The 18,434-nt window shown below is 57.5% G+C and carries 19 protein-coding genes; 9 read left to right on the top strand and 10 right to left on the bottom strand.

All coding sequences use genetic code 11. The features are described 5' to 3' along the window. Positions 1-33: 33 nt before the first annotated feature. On the top strand, positions 34-1,545 hold the full coding sequence (locus HWX89_RS22490) for a serine hydrolase domain-containing protein (protein WP_138791345.1): 1,512 nt from the start codon (positions 34-36) through the stop codon (positions 1,543-1,545). A gap of 89 nt (positions 1,546-1,634) precedes the next feature. Further along, positions 1,635-2,528, top strand: a complete 894-nt coding sequence (locus HWX89_RS22485; RefSeq protein ID WP_178340873.1) for a LysR substrate-binding domain-containing protein — start codon at positions 1,635-1,637, stop codon at positions 2,526-2,528. A gap of 89 nt (positions 2,529-2,617) precedes the next feature. Here HWX89_RS22485 and HWX89_RS22480 read toward each other — a convergent pair whose 3' ends face one another. The 9 genes from HWX89_RS22480 to HWX89_RS22440 form a co-directional block, all read right to left on the bottom strand. Then, the gene (locus tag HWX89_RS22480) at positions 2,618-3,484 is read right to left on the bottom strand and encodes a D-amino-acid transaminase (protein WP_138791343.1); all 867 of its coding nucleotides are present in this window, start codon (positions 3,482-3,484) and stop codon (positions 2,618-2,620) included. 20 nt (positions 3,485-3,504) lie between these two features. Further along, positions 3,505-4,563 (bottom strand): DmpA family aminopeptidase, encoded by a 1,059-nt coding sequence (locus HWX89_RS22475; protein ID WP_138791342.1) that lies wholly within the window; start codon positions 4,561-4,563, stop codon positions 3,505-3,507. A gap of 156 nt (positions 4,564-4,719) precedes the next feature. Then, positions 4,720-5,682, bottom strand: coding sequence for a sugar kinase (locus tag HWX89_RS22470; RefSeq protein WP_138791341.1), 963 nt, complete (start codon positions 5,680-5,682; stop codon positions 4,720-4,722). Positions 5,683-5,759: 77 nt separating this feature from the next. Continuing rightward, on the bottom strand, positions 5,760-6,821 hold the full coding sequence (locus tag HWX89_RS22465; protein WP_138791340.1) for an ABC transporter ATP-binding protein: 1,062 nt from the start codon (positions 6,819-6,821) through the stop codon (positions 5,760-5,762). Between the two features lie 106 nt (positions 6,822-6,927). Then, entirely contained in the window at positions 6,928-7,749 is an 822-nt protein-coding gene (locus tag HWX89_RS22460; RefSeq protein WP_138791339.1) for a carbohydrate ABC transporter permease, read from the bottom strand. After that, the gene (locus HWX89_RS22455) at positions 7,749-8,687 is read right to left on the bottom strand and encodes a carbohydrate ABC transporter permease (RefSeq protein ID WP_138791338.1); all 939 of its coding nucleotides are present in this window, start codon (positions 8,685-8,687) and stop codon (positions 7,749-7,751) included. The genes HWX89_RS22460 and HWX89_RS22455 overlap by 1 nt, the downstream gene beginning before the upstream one ends. Continuing rightward, positions 8,687-10,015, bottom strand: coding sequence for an ABC transporter substrate-binding protein (locus HWX89_RS22450; RefSeq protein WP_138791337.1), 1,329 nt, complete (start codon positions 10,013-10,015; stop codon positions 8,687-8,689). Before HWX89_RS22450 ends, HWX89_RS22455 begins: the two co-directional genes overlap by 1 nt. A 54-nt stretch (positions 10,016-10,069) precedes the next feature. Beyond that, complete coding sequence (locus tag HWX89_RS22445; RefSeq protein ID WP_138791336.1) at positions 10,070-10,726, bottom strand: GntR family transcriptional regulator; 657 nt, start codon at positions 10,724-10,726, stop codon at positions 10,070-10,072. 12 nt (positions 10,727-10,738) lie between these two features. After that, positions 10,739-11,623 carry a dihydrodipicolinate synthase family protein gene (locus tag HWX89_RS22440; RefSeq protein WP_138791335.1) on the bottom strand — a complete coding sequence of 295 codons (885 nt, stop codon included), beginning with the start codon at positions 11,621-11,623 and terminating at the stop codon, positions 10,739-10,741. Between the two features lie 227 nt (positions 11,624-11,850). Between HWX89_RS22440 and HWX89_RS22435 the strand changes: the two genes are divergently transcribed. The 7 genes from HWX89_RS22435 to rutF all read left to right on the top strand — a co-directional run bounded on the left by HWX89_RS22435 (position 11,851) and on the right by rutF (position 16,923). After that, entirely contained in the window at positions 11,851-12,462 is a 612-nt protein-coding gene (locus tag HWX89_RS22435) for a biliverdin-producing heme oxygenase (protein ID WP_138791334.1), read from the top strand. 257 nt (positions 12,463-12,719) lie between these two features. Further along, positions 12,720-13,811, top strand: a complete 1,092-nt coding sequence (gene rutA / locus HWX89_RS22430; protein WP_138791333.1) for a pyrimidine utilization protein A — start codon at positions 12,720-12,722, stop codon at positions 13,809-13,811. Beyond that, a complete protein-coding gene (rutB, locus tag HWX89_RS22425; RefSeq protein ID WP_138791332.1) occupies positions 13,808-14,548 on the top strand; it encodes a pyrimidine utilization protein B in 741 nt (246 codons plus the stop codon). Before rutA ends, rutB begins: the two co-directional genes overlap by 4 nt. Before the next feature lie 27 nt (positions 14,549-14,575). Continuing rightward, positions 14,576-14,962: a pyrimidine utilization protein C gene (gene rutC / locus HWX89_RS22420; RefSeq protein ID WP_138791331.1), complete on the top strand. Its 387-nt coding sequence runs from the start codon at positions 14,576-14,578 to the stop codon at positions 14,960-14,962. A gap of 14 nt (positions 14,963-14,976) precedes the next feature. Further along, complete coding sequence (gene rutD / locus HWX89_RS22415; RefSeq protein WP_178340872.1) at positions 14,977-15,765, top strand: pyrimidine utilization protein D; 789 nt, start codon at positions 14,977-14,979, stop codon at positions 15,763-15,765. A 16-nt stretch (positions 15,766-15,781) separates the two neighbouring features. Then, entirely contained in the window at positions 15,782-16,372 is a 591-nt protein-coding gene (locus tag HWX89_RS22410; protein WP_138791330.1) for a malonic semialdehyde reductase, read from the top strand. A 26-nt stretch (positions 16,373-16,398) separates the two neighbouring features. Next, a complete protein-coding gene (rutF, locus tag HWX89_RS22405; RefSeq protein ID WP_138791329.1) occupies positions 16,399-16,923 on the top strand; it encodes an NADH-dependent FMN reductase RutF in 525 nt (174 codons plus the stop codon). Between the two features lie 65 nt (positions 16,924-16,988). On the opposite strand, the gene HWX89_RS22400 is transcribed toward rutF, so the two are convergent. Then, complete coding sequence (locus HWX89_RS22400) at positions 16,989-18,422, bottom strand: NAD(P)(+) transhydrogenase (Re/Si-specific) subunit beta (RefSeq protein ID WP_138791328.1); 1,434 nt, start codon at positions 18,420-18,422, stop codon at positions 16,989-16,991. Positions 18,423-18,434 lie beyond the last annotated feature (12 nt).

The raw sequence follows: 18,434 nt of genomic DNA, 5'->3' as shown, positions 1-18,434 counted from the left end.
GGCTTTCTTTTTTCGGAAATACGAGACGGAAACATGTCACAGCAATTCGACTGGAACGGCGCGTCCACAATCGCACAGGGTTTTGTATCGCAATGGGCAGGCAATGAGCCCGGCGGTGCGGTCATCGGCTTTGATCTGCAGGGTATCCGCTTTGCCCATTCGGGTGGTGTCGAGAGCCTTTCGACCTTCGCGCCCTTCACGCCGCAAAGCGTGGTGCGTTACGCATCCGTTACCAAGCACGTGTTCTGCGCCATGGTGCTGGCGCATTCCGATCTGATCGGCCTTGACGATCCTCTCGGAAAGCATCTGCCGGAACTGCAATCCCCGCTCAGCGATGTGACGGTGGGGCAGGCGCTGGACATGAGCGGCGGTCTGCCGGATACCCGTGAATGCCTCTCGCTTCTCGGCCTGTCCGTCTTTACCGAAACCAAGGCGGGTCCTCTTCTGGAATATCTGTCGCGCCTCACACGTCTTAACTTTGCGGCCGGCAGCGAGGTATCCTATTCCAACACCGGGTATCGCCTCGTTGAGGCAGCCCTGGAGCGAAATGGTTTCCGTTTCGATGATTTCGTACAGGAACAGATTGCTGCACCCTTCGACACCTTCCTGAAGGCGCCAGACGTCTGGAACGACCCCGTCAATGGTCTTGTGCCCGGTTACTGGAAGGGCGAGACCGGCTGGCAGCTTTCGGCCGCTGGCCTGCATATTTCCGCATCCGGCAGCCTCGCCGGAAGCGCGGAAGTCCTGACCCGCTGGCTGCAGGGTTTGATGCGCGGTGAGGGTAGCTTTGACAATGTTCTGAACCAGCTTTCTGCGGAGCGCTCTTTGGCAGATGGCCGCATGAGCGAATACGGTCTCGGCCTGCGCTGGTCGCATCTGGGTGAACGACGTTTCGTTGGTCACGGTGGATCGCATCCTGGCTACAAGACCTATTTCCTGCTCGATCCGGACAATGGGACAGGTTTTGTGGTTGTCTCGAACCGCGAGGATACCAACGGTTTCAAGATTGCGCTGGAGAGCATGGCGGCGTTGACTGGATTACCCTTGCCGGTTGCCTCCAGCACTTTGCCGGACGGCATGTATGTCACGGACAACGGTCCCTGGTGGCTTGAAGTCAAGGGAAGCACCTCAACCTTCATCGACGGCGACGACACACTCTATGATGATGGTGATGGCTGGGTCTCGTCCCGCTCCGCATCGTCCCCTATGCGGCTGAGACAGGAAGGCGATGCCATTGTTGGTGAGGCAGGCCACGCCCCACGGCGGTTTGTGCCGGTCGAAAACCATCCTGTGCCACAGGCGCTCTCCGGTCGCTGGTCGTCGAGTGAAGGCGCGGAGTTTGAAATTTCCGGTGCGGTTTTGACGATGGGTGTCGGCCCGACCCGCCGTTCGATGCCGTTGATGGCGCTCGGCAATGGCCGTTTCCTCTTCACGCTGGTCGATGGTCCGTGGACGAAGCGGATCTGCCTGAACCGGCTTGATGACAATCGCATTGAACTCGTTTCGAGCCGGGCGCGAATGATCGAATATTCGCGCATCTCCTAAAGGGGATTTCAAAGCGGCCCGAATGATCCTAATAAATGCCGGTCTTCGCATGGAGACCGGGCAGTTATCTTTGTTGGGAGAATAGGCCGTTGGAAGTCAAATGGCTTGAGGATTTCCTGGCGCTTGCCGGAACGTTGAACTTTTCGAAGGCGGCCGACGAGCGTCACGTTACGCAATCGGCTTTCAGCCGCCGCATCAAGCAGCTTGAGGCATGGGTTGGCGCGACGCTGGTCGATCGTGCCTCCTATCCGTCACGACTGACTGAAGCGGGTGTAAAATTTGTGCCCGTCGCGCAGGAGACGCTGAAGCAGCTCTACCATGCTCGCCGTACCTTGCTGCAGGAAGACGGTGCCGATGCCAAAACGGTGCGGTTGACTGCGCTGCACACACTTTCCTTTACGTTTTTCCCCGATTGGCTGAAGCGGGTGAACGATCAGGTCGGGCCGCTGTTTTCCGCATTGCGACCGGATTCCGGCAGCATGGAAGAAAACCTCAATTCACTGGTGGATGGTCACAGTGACTTCCTGCTGACCTACGCGCATCATGAAGTACCCGTCATGCTCGACGCGCAGATGTTCGAGTTTCGGGTGCTCGGCAATGAAAACATCATCCCGGTATCTGCGCCCGATGCGAAGGGGCTGCCACTCCACCGTATCGATACCGCTGAAACGCAGCCTTTTGCCTATCTGGACTATGAAAAGGCATCGTTTTTCGGGCCGCTGTTGCATGACCTGTTGAGCGCGCGCCTGCCGAAATTCGAGCGTGTGCATGAGGGCAGCATGTCGGTGGGTCTGAAAGCCATGGCAATGGCCGGCTGGGGCGTGACCTGGGTTCCGGAAAGCCTGATGCGGCAGGAATTGGAGAATGGCATTCTCGTGCGTGCTGCCGATGAAAGCTGGGATATTCGCGTTGATATCCGGCTTTATCGTTCCAGAGAAAACCGCCGTCCGATCGTCGAACGCATCTGGGCCGTTGCCGATTAGACGTGTCTCGATTTTAGAGCGCGTGCTTACTGTCGAGATCAAACATCGGACCGAAACAGCCTCGAGCGTTTCGGTCCGATTTGCGTATGTCAGATTGCCGTACGGCGGGCGTTCTCGAGATAGAGATCACGCAGGCGCTGAACCATCGGGCCGGGCTTGCCAGTGCCAACAGCCTTGCCGTCGATTTTCGTTACGGAAACAACGAAGTTCGAGGCGCTGCTCAGGCATGCTTCATCGGCGTTGAGCGCTTCTTCCAGCGTGAAGGGGCGTTCCTCAAGGGTATAGCCTTCTTCCTGAGCCAGACGGAGTGCGGCAAGGCGTGTGCATCCCGGCAGGGTTTTGTTGCTGTTGCCGCGCGTAACGATCTTGCGGTCGCCGGTGATGATGTAAGCGGTCGAGGACGCGCCTTCGGTTACGAAACCGTCTTCGATCATCCAGGCTTCATCGCAGCCTTCCGCCTTGGCGATACGCTTTGCCATGACCTGCGGCAGGAGACACACGGTCTTGATGTCACGACGTTCCCAACGCTGGTCAGGCACGGATTTGACCGCGATGCCCTTTTCCTCGGCGCCGGTGCCAAGCAGTTTCTTGGCCTGTGTGAACATGACCAGCGTCGGCTTGAGATCCGCTGAAAAGAGGAAGTTTCGGTCTTCTGCACCGCGCGTCAGTTGCAGATAGATCAGACCTTCGGTGATGTTGTTTTCAGCAACCAGCCGCTTCTCGGCCTCAACGATTTCCAGCGTCGTGACTGGCAGGGCAACGTCGATCTCACGGGCGCTGCGTTCCAGTCGAGCCATGTGCAGATCGCTGTCGATCAGCTTGCCTTCGAGAACCGAGGTCACCTCGTAAATGCCGTCGCCGAACAGAAAGCCGCGGTCGAAGATGGACAGGTGCGCTTCTGCCTCAGGCAGAAATGCACCATTGAGGTAAACGATACGACCGGTGGGGGATGTCATGAAAACTCCGTCTGGAAAAGTCAGTCTGAAAGAAGGGTGGAAAGTGTTTCGATCGAAATGGCGTCGATTGTGGATGGCTTTCCGGTTGCGGCGTTGATCCCTGTCGTCGTGGTTGCCGAACACATCGAGTTGAGGATTGCTTCCTCCGTCGCCTCGATGGCGGCTTCGAAGAGCGGCGAAATCACGTCATTGGAAAGGTCCGGATAATCGGCCACAGACTTGCGGCGGGCTGGCGTGCGGCGCACAACCTCGGCTGTCGAAAATGCCAGCGCGTAGTCGCCGGAGCCATTGCTGAGCGCTGCGCCGGTGCGCGCCAGTCCACCGAAACTTCTGGCCGCCAAACGCTTGAGATTACGCGACGAGAGGGGCGCATCGGTTGCCAGGACGATGACGATGGAGCCATCCTTGTCCTTGTGTTCGGGAGACAGATAAGGCTTGCCGCAGACAAGAAGGTGGCCGCCATAGTTGGACTGAACCAGCACACCCAGGCTGTAGTTTTTTCCTGCAATCGGCACGATGCGCGAAGCTGTGCCAATTCCGCCCTTCATGCCAAAGGCAACCGTGCCCGTGCCTGCACCGATGCTGCCTTCCAAGACAGGTCCGGTGACGGCGTTTTCCAGTGCCTTGGTCACTTCCTCAGTGGTCGGACGGCCGGCACGAATGTCGTTCAGGCGGGAATCGTTGGTTTCACCGACGACGGCGTTGAGCGAAACGACCTTCTCGTTGCCTGGTTGGGCAAGCGTATATCGATTGATCGCCTCAATGGCTCTGCCGGTTGCGAGTGTATTGGTCAGGACAACGGGCGTTTCGAGTTCGCCCAGTTCCTCGATCTGTGTTGCGCCTGCGAACTTGCCGAATCCGTTGTAAACGGCAAGTGCGGCAGGCACCTTGTCCTGGAACAGATTTCCGCCATGTGGGAGGATCGCAGTGGCACCCGTGCGGATCGTCTCGCCCTCCATGATCGTTACATGTCCGATGCGAACATCTGCGACATCCGTGATGGCATTCATCGGACCCGTGGCGAAATGGCCCGGCTTGAAACCGATATCGCGAAGTCTGGGGCGGTTGCTTTCAGGCATGTCGAGGCTCGTGATGTCGGCAGGAAGGGTGCGTGCAACACTTTCGAAAAAGCTTTGTACGACCGGACGTTAGCCTAGTTCACCACGAAACGGCATCGCAAAAATGGAATAGTTTTATGCTCACGGCGTATGCCGTTTCCGGGATCGCCGAGCCGATCAGGAGGCGCGCAGGTGAGCCTGTTCCGTGCTTGCCAGCCACTGTTCCAAAGCCGCTTCCGCCTCGCTCCGGCTGGGGGTTCCGGTTCGCCCTCCAAAAACCATGCATTTCAGTGCGGCAGCCACGGAGGAGAGTTGTATCGCCGCGCGGCTTTCGATCCCTTCGGCGATGGTGAGTGCGAAAGTGCCGTGAAAGACGTCTCCCGCTGCCAGCGTGTCGACCGCATCGATCGCCATGGTCGACTGAAAATGAACCGTCGGATCGTTGGGTTCTGTCCACCAGCAGCCGTCCGGACCGGCGGTGACGGCGATAAAGGTTTGCGGATAACGGGCATGCAGAAGCGGCAGCATGGCCGGTACGTCGTTCGTCCCGGTCAGGCTTGCGGCTGCCGGTTCCGAGAAAATGATGTGGGTCGCGGCCGGTGCCAGTCTTTCGAGTGTTTCCACGGGCGCGACGTCTCCATCCAGAATGGCCGGTTTGCCGAGTGCGCGTGCCACGGTCAGCACGTCGAGCGCCAGTTCAGACCAACGCACATCGACGAGAACCGCATCGAATGGTGCGATGTCCTGAGGGGTACAGGAGCGTTTCGTCTCATGCAGTTTCTGATCGTAGAAAGGTACGATCAGCCGATCACCGCGATCATCGATGATGATGGTGGAAAGCGCCGAGCGTGCGCCGGCGGCAGTTGTCATTCCACTGGTGTCGATGCCGCTTTCGGAGAGATCACGAAGAATGCGTTCTCCTGTCTCGTCATTGCCAACGGCCCCCCAAAGGCTGGCACGGCCACCCATGCGGTGCACGGTGTAAGCTGCGCTCGAAGCCATGCCTTCGGCAATCTGCAGCATGTCGTAGGGAAGCACTTTTCCTTCACCGCGTGGCATATCACGGACACGAAACAGCGTGTCGAGCACGGCGGCTCCAACGCACAACACGTGTTTGCTGGTGTTGTCTTCACTGCTCATGCCCGTCACCATTCTCGATTGCCTGGTTTCCGCATTGTCTGCATGGAAAACCTTTCCTGAAAAGGCCTGACAAGCGCTCAGATGCGCTTGCCGCTTTCCCTGTCGAACAGATGGACCGTGGAAGGGTCGATGGCAATACGGATTGTGTCGCCGAACTTCACATCCAGTCGTTCACGGAACAGGCAGGCGATATCGTCGCCCTTGCAATCCAGTTTGGCGTAGATTTCCGAGCCGGTCCCTTCCACCAGTTCAACCTTGCCCTCGATGCTGCCGTCGGCCGAAGCGCGGATATGTTCGGGGCGCACACCGTAAACCAGATCCCGACCACCAAGCGTTGCAAGGTTGGCGGTTGCCGGCAAGGGCAGGGTGAGACCCTTGGCCGTCCGGAACACACCTTCTTCGACGCGGCCACGAATGAAATTCATGGCCGGTGAACCGATGAAACCCGCAACGAAGAGATTGGCGGGGTTATCGTAGAGTTCCAGCGGCGCACCGATCTGCTCGATAACGCCATCATGCAGCACGACGATCTTGTCGGCCATGGTCATGGCTTCAACCTGGTCATGGGTAACGTAAATGGTGGTGGTGCCGATCCGCTGATGCATGGCCTTGATCTCACCACGCATCTGGACGCGCAGCTTGGCATCGAGGTTGGAAAGCGGTTCGTCAAACAGGAAGACCTGCGGATCGCGCACCAGAGCGCGGCCCATGGCGACACGCTGGCGCTGGCCACCGGAGAGTTGGCGCGGATAACGGTCGAGCAGCTTGTCCAGCCCAAGAATCGCGGCGGCCTTGTTGACCTTGGCTTCTGTCTCCTTCTGATCGACCTTCTTGAGCTTGAGTGCGAAGCCCATGTTGTCCTTGACGGTCATGTGCGGATAGAGCGCATAGTTCTGGAACACCATTGCGATATCGCGGTCGCGGGCGGGCAGGTGGCTGACCTCGCGCGCGCCGATGTGGATTTCGCCATCACTCACCTCTTCAAGGCCGGCGATCATGCGCAGCAGGGTTGATTTGCCGCAGCCGGATGGGCCGACGAGCACGACGAACTCGCCGTCTCTGATATCGATGTCGATGCCGTGGATGACATTGACCGAGCCGAAGCGCTTCTGGACATTCTGGATATTGACCGGTGCCATCGTTTTGATCCCGTAACTTTAGCAATTCGAGCAAAAGCGTATCGCGGTTTGCGTTCGGAATTGCGTTAAAACAAAGGGTTAGAGCATCTGTGCTCTAACTGTGTTCTTAGCCGCCCTTGACGGCGCCGGCGGTGAGGCCTGCCACGATCTGCTTTTGTGCGAACATCGTCAGCAACAGCACCGGCAGCGTCACGATCAGCGCTGCAGCGGCAAGCGGACCCCAGCTCACCTGTTCGAAGGACAACATGTTGTAGACCGCAACCGGCAGGGTGCGTGTCTCACGGCTGGCCAGCACGATGCCAAACACGAAGTTGTTCCACGAAAAGATCACCGCGAGGATGAAGGACACCACGATGCCCGGTTTGGCGATCGGCAGTGCCACAAGGCGGAAGACCTGCCATGAGGACGCGCCATCGATGCTTGCGGCTTCTTCCAGTTCCTTCGGCGTGGTTTCGAAATAACCGATCATGATCCAGACGACGATCGGAACCGTCACCACCAGGTGGATGATGATCTGTGGCCAGAGCGTACCGAGCAGGTTCAGCCATTGAAACAGCAGGAACAGCGGAATGAGGAAGGAAAGGCCGGGCGTCATGCGGGCGATCATGATGACCACCGCCGATTTTTCCGCCTTCAGGCGGGCGATGCCATAGCCTGCCGGAACGCCGATGACGAGCGCGAGAATTGTGGCCGCCCCCGTGACCAGCACGGAATTCCAGAAGTAGAGGAAGAAATTGTTCTCCTCGAAGACCTTCACATAGTTGGACCATGCGAAGCGTTCCGGAATGAGGATCGGCGGATAGGCACCGTTGTCGATCTCGAATTTCAGCGACAATGAAATCATCCAGAGGAAGAACAGGATGACCGGAGAGATCATCACCAGCGCGACGAAGAACAGCGCGATACGGTCGATTGTCTTGCGTTTCATCAACGGTCCTCCATCTCGTTCCACTGGGTGCGCTGGCGAACCATGAGCAGTACGAAGGACAGCGCGATGATGACGATGAAGAAGACGACAGCCATGGCCGAGCCGTATCCGATGTCGTAATAGGCAAACGCCGTGTTGTAGAGATAGATGTTGATGGTTTCCGACGCCGTGCCGGGGCCGCCCTGGGTCATCGCATAAATGATGTCGAAGCTTTTGACGGCATCGATGGAGCGGATGATCACGGCGATCATCAGGAACGGCGCAATCATCGGCATGGTGAGATAGCGGAACTTCTGCCAGGCATTGGCGCCGTCGATTTCGGCGCTTTCATAGGGTTCGCGCGGCACGGCGGCCAGTCCGCCGAGCACGATCAGCATGACCAGCGGCGTCCACTGCCAGGTCTCCACGAGCACCAGCGAGGGAATAACGGTCGACTGATTGTAGATCCACTCCAGCGGACCGATGCCGATGAATGACAACAGGTAGTTCAGCACGCCGAGTTGTGGGTGGAACATCATTGTCCAGACCAGTGCGATGGCGACCGGGGTCGCCATCATCGGCATGACGAAGACGCCGCGCAGAAATCCGCGCAACGGAAATTGCGCATCGAAAACCAGCGCTGCCAATGTTCCGAGGAACAGGGGAGCGACGACCGACAGCACGGTATAGACGAGCGTATGCCAAAGCGATTCCCAGAACCGGGCATCGCTGGCGAGCCGGATATAGTTCTCAAAACCGATAAAGCTCTGCTCCTGTCCCAGCGTCCAGCGATGGGCGCTCATCCAGAGGGTGAAAACCCACGGAAAAACGATCACCGCGGCGATGACGACAAGTGCCGGTATGACGAATGGCCAGTAGTTGGGAGCAAGCCTCGCGGGCTTGCTCCTCTTGTCCTGGTTGGTTCGCGTTGCTGTATTTTCGATGCTGACGGACACCATTATCCCTCGCTACGTGAAAGAACAGGTGCGAACTGTTCGGTCGCTTTCTTGAGTTCGGCTGCCGGATCGGCTCCGCCGATCATGTTGGTGAGGCCGACGCCGTAGATGTCACGGAATTCCGTTACGGGAATGATGACCGGAAGCGCGAGCTGGGAAACCTTGCCCGAACCGACGACGGCATCGAGCCAGGCGGCAGGCATCTTCACACCTTCGCGGACCTTCTGGTCCTCGAGGATGGACTGGCGGAATGGAACGCCTGCGCCGGCCTGAAGCAGACGCGCGCCCATTTCATGCGAGATCGCCCACTGGCAGAAGAGATAGGCGGCTTCCTTCTTGCTGCTTGCCTCCACAACACCGAGACCATCGCCGAACGTGCCGGCCGCCTGTGTCGCCGGGCCCTTTGGCATGACGCCGTAACCGACCTTGCCGACAACGCGGGATTTTTCCGGGTTTTCGATCGGCGGTGCGAAGCCGACGCCATCGAACCACATGCCGATCTTGCCCTGGAGGAAGGCAGACTGTGCTTCAGCCCAGTTGAAGCCGGAGACGCCGGGAGGTGCTGCCTTCGTCATCAGACGCTGGTAAAGCTTTGCCGCCTCAACCGCTTCCTTGGATTCGGTATTGATCTTGCCATCGACGATCGGCTTGGCGCCGTATCCCAACATCAGCGAGGTCCAGACCGGCGTGTTGGCATTCTTCAGGCCGCGTGCAACGAAGCCGTAGGTGTTGGTGGATGGGTCGGTGATCTTTTCGGCAGCGTCAACCAGCTCTTCGAAGGTCTCAGGATACTTCAAGCCCTTTGCTTCAAACAGGTCCTTGTTCCAGTAGACGATCCAGTAATCCACCGAGAAGGGAAGCGAGCGCAGCACGCCGTCGCTGTCCTTGGCGAACAGCATGCCGGCTTCGGCGAAGTCCTTTTCAGCAAGCGAAGGATCTGTCAGCGACGGATCTTTCATGAAACCGCTGATGTCGGCCAGCCACTTGCCCTTTTCAAACTGCCGCTTCTGGACGTGGTAGCTCAGGTGCACGACGTCGAAGCTTGGCTTGCCAGAGGACAGCTCGATCACAACTTTCTGGCGCTGTTGCTGTTCGGGCGTTGCTTCGGCGTTGACTTTGATACCGGTCAGTTCCTCAAACTCGTTCAGATATTTGATCAGGGTTTCGCTGCGCGGGCTTTTAACCAGATTGACTTCCAGCGTCGTGCCGGCGTGTTTCTTCCAGTTGACGGCAGCCGATGCCGAACGAACGCCGAAAAGGGCGCTACCGCCAATCGCCGCGGTGCCGGCCAGGAACCCACGACGTGTGGGATTGAGCAATGAATGCGACATGTCTTTCCTCCTCTTGTGGCCGAAAATCTCCTCACCCCCGGCCGGTTTTCAATTTTATACGGTCAGCGCCCTGTCCCTTGCATTGCGGATATGGGCGGTCAGCCGATCAACGGCTTCGTCGACGGATCGTCGTTCGACGGCTTCAAGAATGACGAGGTGCTCCTTCATTACCGACTTCACGTGACCGGCGATGCGAAAACGCTCCTGATTGATGAGGCGCATCTTGATCGAGTTGACCCGGTAGGCATTCGAGATGATCGAGTTGCCGAGCGAGTCGATGAAGGCATCATGCATGCCCCAGTCCACCGCCTGCGCGCGTTCGTCCAGTTCTGGTGAGCTGCCCATTTCCGCTGCGTTGGCAATATCGCGGTGGTCTTTCAGCATGGCCGCGATGGCGTCGTCAGAGGCAGTTCGCGTGAAGTTGGCAACCGCTTCCTTTTCCAGCAGGATTCGGAACTGGAATGCCTCGCGGATCAGGTTGATATCGATATGAGCGACCTGCAACCCGCGCTGGGGAACTGTCTTGATAAGGCCATCGGCCTCGAGCCTCGGGATAGCCTCGCGGATCGCTCCGAGTGGCAGGCCCGTCAGTTCGACAAGGCGGCGTTGCGAGATGAACTGACCCGGGCGAACATCGCGCGCAAGAAGGTGATGCGTAAAACTCTCATACGCCTTTTCCCTCAAGGTTGTCTGTTCGCCGGTGTCTTCCATGCCAGATCCTTTTCAGGCCGCCTGCTTGCGGAACAGCGTATCGAACGCCGCTCCAATCTGCCCTCTGTCCTCAGGCGAAACTGCCACGAGCGGGGCGCGCACCTCGAGCCAGACATTTTCCCCTGTCGTGTGTGATAGCAGCACCTTGACGGCGGGCGTTACCGGAAATTTGAGAAGTTCCACAACAAGATCTTCGATGCGCTTGTCGTCCTTGCCGTCAACGGCCATGGCCCGGACTTCCTGCGGCAGGAAGTTGGCGACACCAGAAATCGCACCATGACCGCCGAGACGTACGCCTTTGGCGAGATCGCGTTCGTCACCGATCAGGATCGCCAGATCGCCATGTTCCTTGAGCAGCCGTTCCGTATGGGGCCAGTTTCCGGACGAGTCCTTCACGCCGGTCACGATGCCGGGGAAGGCTGTTTTCAGACGACCGACCAGGTCAACGGAGAGCGTTACCATGGTGACGGACGGGATGTTGTACACGAGGATGTCGCGCGCACCTTTGCCAATCTTTTCGAACACGGCAGAGAACCAGGCGAACAGCCCGTCATCGCTGACATTCTTGAAATAAGAGGGTGGGGCGAGAAGAATATTGCGGGCGCCTGCCTTCAGTGCTTCTGCTGACTGTAGTGCGGCATCCTCGATGGAGTCGACCAGAACGCCTGTCACGAGAGAGGACGGCGCAATTCCCGCTTCGATAAAACGCGAGAGGATGGTTTGGCGTTCAATGCTGCCAATGGAGCTGCCTTCACCGGTGGTGCCAAACAGCGTTACGCTGTTGCAGCCGCTTGAAAGGCAGCGGCGCGCGTGCGCGATCATGGCGTCAATGTCGATCGATCCATCGGTTTTAAAAGGTGTCGTCAGCGCTGCCGAAAGGCCGAATTTCTGGGTCAATTGTATGCTCCTCCCAAGTGACTGCAAATTGATAACGCAGTGACATGTTAGTTGTAAAGCGCTAACTGCAGCTGTGCGGACCAGTGCTGGCAAGCCATTTGAATTTGTGAAGAAAAATAAGGTCGGCTAAACTCGAGAAGCCTGCGAATGCGCGAAAATAAAATTTGACTATGAGAGTAAAGATTTTTATTGCACGGTTCCAATAGCGGGCAACAGGGATGAATGTGATGAGTATTGCTGAGACGCCGACGGTGGCGGGAGATGCAGAGCAGAGCCGGGCAAAGCGCCTGAAGGCTGCAACGCGCGGCGCGCATGGCGGGCTGGACACTTTCATCATGGCGGCGAAGCCTTTTGAGAGCCGGGACAACTACGGAAAATTCGTAGAGACCCAATATCTGTTTCACCGCGACCTGGATGTCTTCTTCTCCAACGACACGCTGGACGGCCTGCTGCCGGACCTCAAGGGCCGTCGTCGTCTGTCGATGATCGAGCAGGATCTTGCCGACCTGGAGCGCACCTTGCCCGAAACGAAAACCCCTCGTTTCACCAGCGAAACCGCGTTCGATCTGCCGGAAGCGATGGGTTGGCTCTATGTGGTTGAAGGCTCCAACCTTGGCGCCGCTTTCCTTCTCAAGGATGCCGCAAAGCTTGGCCTCAACGAAGAGTTCGGCGCCCGGCATCTGGCTGGGGCCCCGGAAGGGCGCGGCCTGCATTGGCGGACCTTTACGGCGGCACTCGATGAAATCGAACTGAGCGAGGAAGAAGAGGCGCGCGTGATTGCTGCTGCCGAAGCGGCGTTCCGTGCGGTTCACGCCTATGCCGAGCAACGTCTCGTCTAAAACATTGACCTATTATTGGCATAAATAAAGGGCGGCCTCATCGGCCGCCCTTTTTCTGTTCAGGCCCCGATATTCGTGCTAAAGATTTGAGCAGGTTTATTTACCGAATGATAAATTTTTTATCTTTCGGTAAAAATTATTTGAGGGCAAGCATCCATGCCATTGAATAGTATAGATTTTTTTGTTTGGCACGGAACCTGCTTCTCAATTGTCAAATCAGGACATGCCTGATGTGAAAAAGGGGAAGGACAAGCCAAATGGAAATTGGTGTTTTTATTCCGATCGGGAACAATGGGTGGCTGCTCTCGGAGAACTCGCCGCAATACAAGCCGAGTTTTGAACTGAACAAGGAAATCACGCTAAAGGCCGAAAAATACGGTTTCGACTTCGCGCTTTCGATGATCAAGCTGCGCGGCTTTGGCGGCAAGACGGAATTCTGGGACTACAATCTGGAGTCCTTCACGTTGATGGCGGGTCTTGCTGCCGTCACCTCCAAGATCAAGCTGTTCGGCACCGCCGCAACTCTGGTCATGCCCCCCGCCATCGTGGCGCGTATGGCGACCACGATCGACAGCATCTCCGGCGGCCGTTTCGGCATCAATCTCGTTACTGGCTGGCAGCGACCGGAATACAGCCAGATGGGCCTGTGGCCGGGTGACGAATATTTCGCCGATCGTTACGAATATCTCGATGAATATACGACTGTTTTGAAGGAACTGCTGACCACGGGGCAGTCGGACCTGAAGGGCAAGTATTTCACTATGGAAGACTGCCGGATGAAGCCCGTGCCGCAAGGCGACGTAAAACTTATCTGCGCCGGGTCCTCCAATGCCGGCATGGCCTTTTCGGCGAAGTTTGCTGATTACAGTTTTTGTTTCGGTGTCGGCGTCAATACGCCCAAGGCCTTCGCGCCGACCAATGAGCGGCTGTTGGCCGCCAATGAAAAGACGGGTCGCGACGTGCGTTCCTTCGTCCTCACCATGGTTCTTGCCGAGGAAAAATCCGAAGACGCCTGGGCTAAGTGGGAACACTACAAGGCCGGTGCCGATGAGGAAGCGATCAAGTGGCTCGGCTTGCAAAGTGCTGCCGATACCAAGTCGGGCTCCGACACCAACGTCCGGCACATGTCCAACCCTGTCTCGGCTGTCAACATCAACATGGGAACGATCATCGGTTCTTATGAGGAGGTCGCGGCGATGCTGGATGAAATGAGCGAAGTGCCTGGCACCGGTGGCGTCATGCTGACCTTCGATGATTTTGTCGAAGGCATCGAGAAATTCGGCAAATATGTGCAGCCGCTGATGAAGAGCCGTCAGCATATCAAGTCCGCATTGGAGGCAGCAGAATGAGCGAGGCCATCGTGGCAGGATACCGGGCGCCGAAAAGCCGGTCGGAGAGCGTCACGCTTCCGGCCCGGCCGGAGCCGATCACGCTTAATCCAAGCGAAACCGCTGTTGTGGTGGTTGATATGCAAAACGCCTATTCGACTGAAGGCGGTTATGTTGATCTCGCCGGGTTCGACATTTCTGGCGCGAAAGGCACCATTGCAAACATCAAGAAGACGCTGGATGCGGCGCGTGCAGCAGGGGTTCAGGTCATTTACTTCCAGAACGGCTGGGACAAGGAGTATGTCGAGGCGGGAGGTCCCGGTTCGCCAAACTGGCACAAGTCCAATGCCTTGAAGCATATGCGGGCCAATCCCGAATTGCAGGGTCAGCTTCTGGCCAAGGGAACCTGGGACTACGCCATCGTCGATGAGCTACAACCGCAGCCGGGCGACATTCTGGTGCCGAAGACGCGTTACAGCGGTTTCTTCAACACCAATATGGATAGTGTGCTGCGGGCACGTGGTATTCGCAATCTCGTTTTCGTTGGTATCGCTACCAATGTCTGCGTCGAGAGCTCGCTTCGCGATGCTTTCCATCTCGAATATTTCGGTGTCATGCTGGAAGATGCGACCCATCATCTTGGGCCGGACTACATCCAGCAGGCCACGGTCTACAACGTCGAAAAATTCTTCGGCTGGGTCGCGACCGTCAATGATTTCTGCGGCGTGATTTCTCAGGCCGCTCCCGTCCAAGACTGATCCCGAACGCTAAAAGAGGAGAATGTAATGCCGAAAAAGATCGTCGTGCCTGAAGGAACGTCCAAGCCCATCGCCCCGTACTCGCCGGGAACACTGGCGGACGGCGTCGTTTACGTCTCGGGTACGCTACCGTTCGACAAGGACAACAACGTGGTGCACGTGGGTGATGCGGGTGCGCAGACCCGGCATGTGCTGGAAACCATCAAGTCTGTCATCGAAACGGCTGGTGGCACCATGGAAGACGTGACGATGAACCACATCTTCATCACCGACTGGGCGAATTATCAGGCCGTCAACAAGGTCTATGCCGAGTATTTTCCCGGTGACAAACCGGCGCGTTATTGCATCCAGTGCGGTCTGGTGAAGCCTGACGCTCTGGTGGAAATCGCCACCGTTGCCCATATCGGCAAATAAGGGCACCCGCAATCATGATGCATTTTGAGGTTCATGGCGGGGCTTTCCCGCAGGCAGAAACGATTATCCTGTCTTCCGGGCTTGGCGGATCGGGCGCTTACTGGGCGCCGCAGATTGCTCTGCTTGCCGAACACTTCCGTGTCGTCACCTATGACCATCGTGGCACGGGTCGAACGGGCGGCGAGGCATCGGAGGGCGGTATATCGGCTATGGCCGATGATGTTCTGGAGATTGCCACTGCCCTGAACCTCGAGACATTTCATTTCATGGGCCATGCACTTGGTGGTCTGGTCGGTCTCGATCTTGCTCTTCGCAAACCCGAACTGATCGACAAGCTCGTTCTGATCAATGCATGGAGCAAAGCGGACCCGCATTCCGGCCGTTGCTTCGACGTTCGTATTGAACTTCTGGAAAAGTCCGGTGTCGAAGCCTTTGTGAAGGCGCAGCCGCTGTTCCTGTATCCGGCGGTGTGGATGTCGGAAAACGCCGAGCGTCTGGCAAAGGATGACGTGCATGGTGTGTCGCATTTTCAGGGAAAGACGAATGTGCTGCGGCGTATCGCGGCACTGAGAGGCTTTGATCTCGACGATCGTCTGGCTGACATCGGCAATTCCACCCTTGTGGTCGCGACCAGGGATGATCTTCTGGTTCCCTACACCCGGTCTGTTCGACTGGCGGAAAGGCTGCCGCAGGCCGAACTTTGCCTCATGGATTTTGGAGCGCATGCGGTAAACGTGACCGAGCCGGATTTTTTCAACAGACGCCTCATGCAGTTTCTGCTACCGGCATCGCAAACAAACTGACGGGACCTTCAATTCAATGACGACTGCACTGGACAATCAGGCACTTGCCGCGCTTTTCACCGAAGCCCGCACCCATAATGGCTGGAATGGCGAGCCTGTCAGCGATGAACTTCTGACGAAACTTTACGATCTGACGAAGATGGGCCCAACTTCGGCCAATTGCTCGCCAGCACGTTTCGTGTTCGTGCGTACTGCCGAAGGCAAGGAAAAGCTGCGACCGGCGCTTTCATCCGGCAATCTCGAAAAAACCATGAGCGCTCCGGTTACGGTGATTGCCGCAATCGACAGCGAGTTTTACGAAAAGCTGCCGGTGCTGTTCCCCCACGCCGATGCCCGCTCCTGGTTCACATCCAGCCCGGCCATGGCCGAGGAGACGGCGTTCCGTAATGCAACCTTGCAAGCTGGTTATCTCATCATGGCCGCGCGTGCGCTCGGTCTTGATACCGGTGCCATGTCCGGCTTCGATAAAAACAAGGTGGATGAAGCGTTCTTCGCTGGCACGACATGGAAATCCAACTTTCTCATCAATCTGGGCCACGGTGATCCGTCGAAGCTGTTTGGGCGCCTTCCGCGCTTTGCTTTCGAAGACGCCTGCGTCCTGGCTTGAGAGCCTGTTAAGGAAGGATAGGTTAGATGCAGATGGTGTCTCTGGAAAAGGAAATGCGCATGGAGGCGAAGACTGCACAAGAGCTTGGCCTTGAATATCGAAACGCCATGTCGCGACTGGCGGCAGCGGTGCATGTCGTGACAACGGATGGCGCGGCGGGTCGAGCCGGTTTTGCCGCAACAGCCGTTTGCAGCGTTTCGGACAATCCTCCGACCTTGCTCGTTTGCATCAACCGCAATTCCTCCGCTTACAACACCGTCAAGGCGAATGGCGTCGTCTGCGTCAATACGCTTGGCGCACAGCATCAGGAATTGAGCAGTCTGTTCGGTGGAAAGACGCCGGTAGAGCAGCGTTTTGCGGCTGGACGCTGGCATGCGCTTCAGACTGGTGCACCGGTCCTCGAGGACGCACTCGTCTCGTTCGATTGCCGTATCCGCACCGCACATGACGGTGGAACGCACGACATCCTGATTTGCGAAGTGGTGGATATGGTGATCAGTGATCGCGAGCAGGCGCTGATGTATTTCAACCGCAGCTATCACGTTCTCTGACGCACGTTTCAGACAATCATTTCATGAAAAAGGGCGTTTCCGAAAACTGGAAACGCCCTTTTGTTTTACTTGATGAGGGGGAGAAGGTCGTTGATGGACTTTTTCGCGTCCCCGTAGAACATGCGGGTGTTGTCCTTGTAGAACAGCGGGTTTTCGATACCGGAATATCCTGTTCCCTGGCCACGCTTGGAGACGATCACCAGCTTGGATTTCCACACTTCCAGAACCGGCATGCCGGCGATGGGCGAGTTCGGATCATCCTGAGCAGCCGGGTTGACGATGTCGTTCGAGCCGATGACGATGACGACGTCCGTATTCGGGAAGTCTTCGTTGATCTCGTCCATCTCAAGCACGATGTCGTATGGCACCTTCGCCTCGGCGAGCAACACGTTCATGTGGCCGGGCAGACGACCTGCGACCGGATGGATGGCAAAACGCACCGTCTTGCCGTCGGCACGCAGCTTGCGCGTCAGCTCTGAAACGGCTTGCTGAGCCTGCGCCACCGCCATGCCGTAACCCGGGACGATGATGACACTGTCGGCATCGTTCAGCGCCGCGGCAACACCTTCGGCGTCGATTGCGACCTGCTCGCCCTCGATTTCCATTGCCGGACCCGTCGTGCCGCCGAAGCCGCCGAGGATGACCGACACAAAGGAGCGATTCATGGCCTTGCACATGATGTATGACAGGATCGCACCCGAGGAACCGACCAGAGCGCCCGTGACGATCAGGAGATCGTTGCCGAGGGTGAAGCCGATGGCCGCTGCCGCCCAGCCGGAATAGCTGTTCAGCATCGAAACCACGACCGGCATATCGGCGCCGCCGATACCCATGATCAGGTGGTAACCGATGAAGAAGGCAAGAAGCGTCATCAGGATCAGTGTCCAGATGCCGGCGCCATTGCAGTACATGACCAGCAGCAGCAGCGAAGCAATGGCCGCACCGGCATTGAGGAAGTGGCCGCCTGGCAGCTTCTTCGCCTTGCCGTCGACCTTGCCTGCCAGCTTGCCGAAAGCAATGACGGAGCCGGTGAACGTTACGGCACCAATGAAGACACCAAGGAAAACCTCGACCTTCATGATGGCCAGTTCAACGGGGGTCTTGTGCGCCAGGATGGCGGAGAAGCCGGTGAGCGCTGCGCGCGCAGCCTCATCGAGGCCAGCAACATGGGCTTCCTCGATATGGGCGTTGAAGCCGATGAAAACGGCAGCAAGACCGACAAAGGAGTGCAGTGCCGCTACGAGCTGCGGCATTTCGGTCATCTGCACGCGGCTTGCGACAAAGTAGCCGAGCACCGAACCGCCTGCCAGCATCAGAAGCACGATGAACCAGTGTCCGACGCCGGGTCCGAAAACCGTGGCGATGACGGCAAGCCCCATGCCGACGATGCCGTACCAGACGGCCCGCTTTGCGCTTTCCTGACCGGAAAGACCGCCAAGGGAGAGGATGAACAGAACGGCTGCGGCAACATAGGCCGCGGAAACAATACCAATGGTCATTTATGAGATCCC

Source organism: Rhizobium sp. RM (assembly GCF_013390595.1).
GTDB lineage: Bacteria > Pseudomonadota > Alphaproteobacteria > Rhizobiales > Rhizobiaceae > Agrobacterium.
This window is presented reverse-complemented; position numbering and strand designations above follow the sequence as displayed.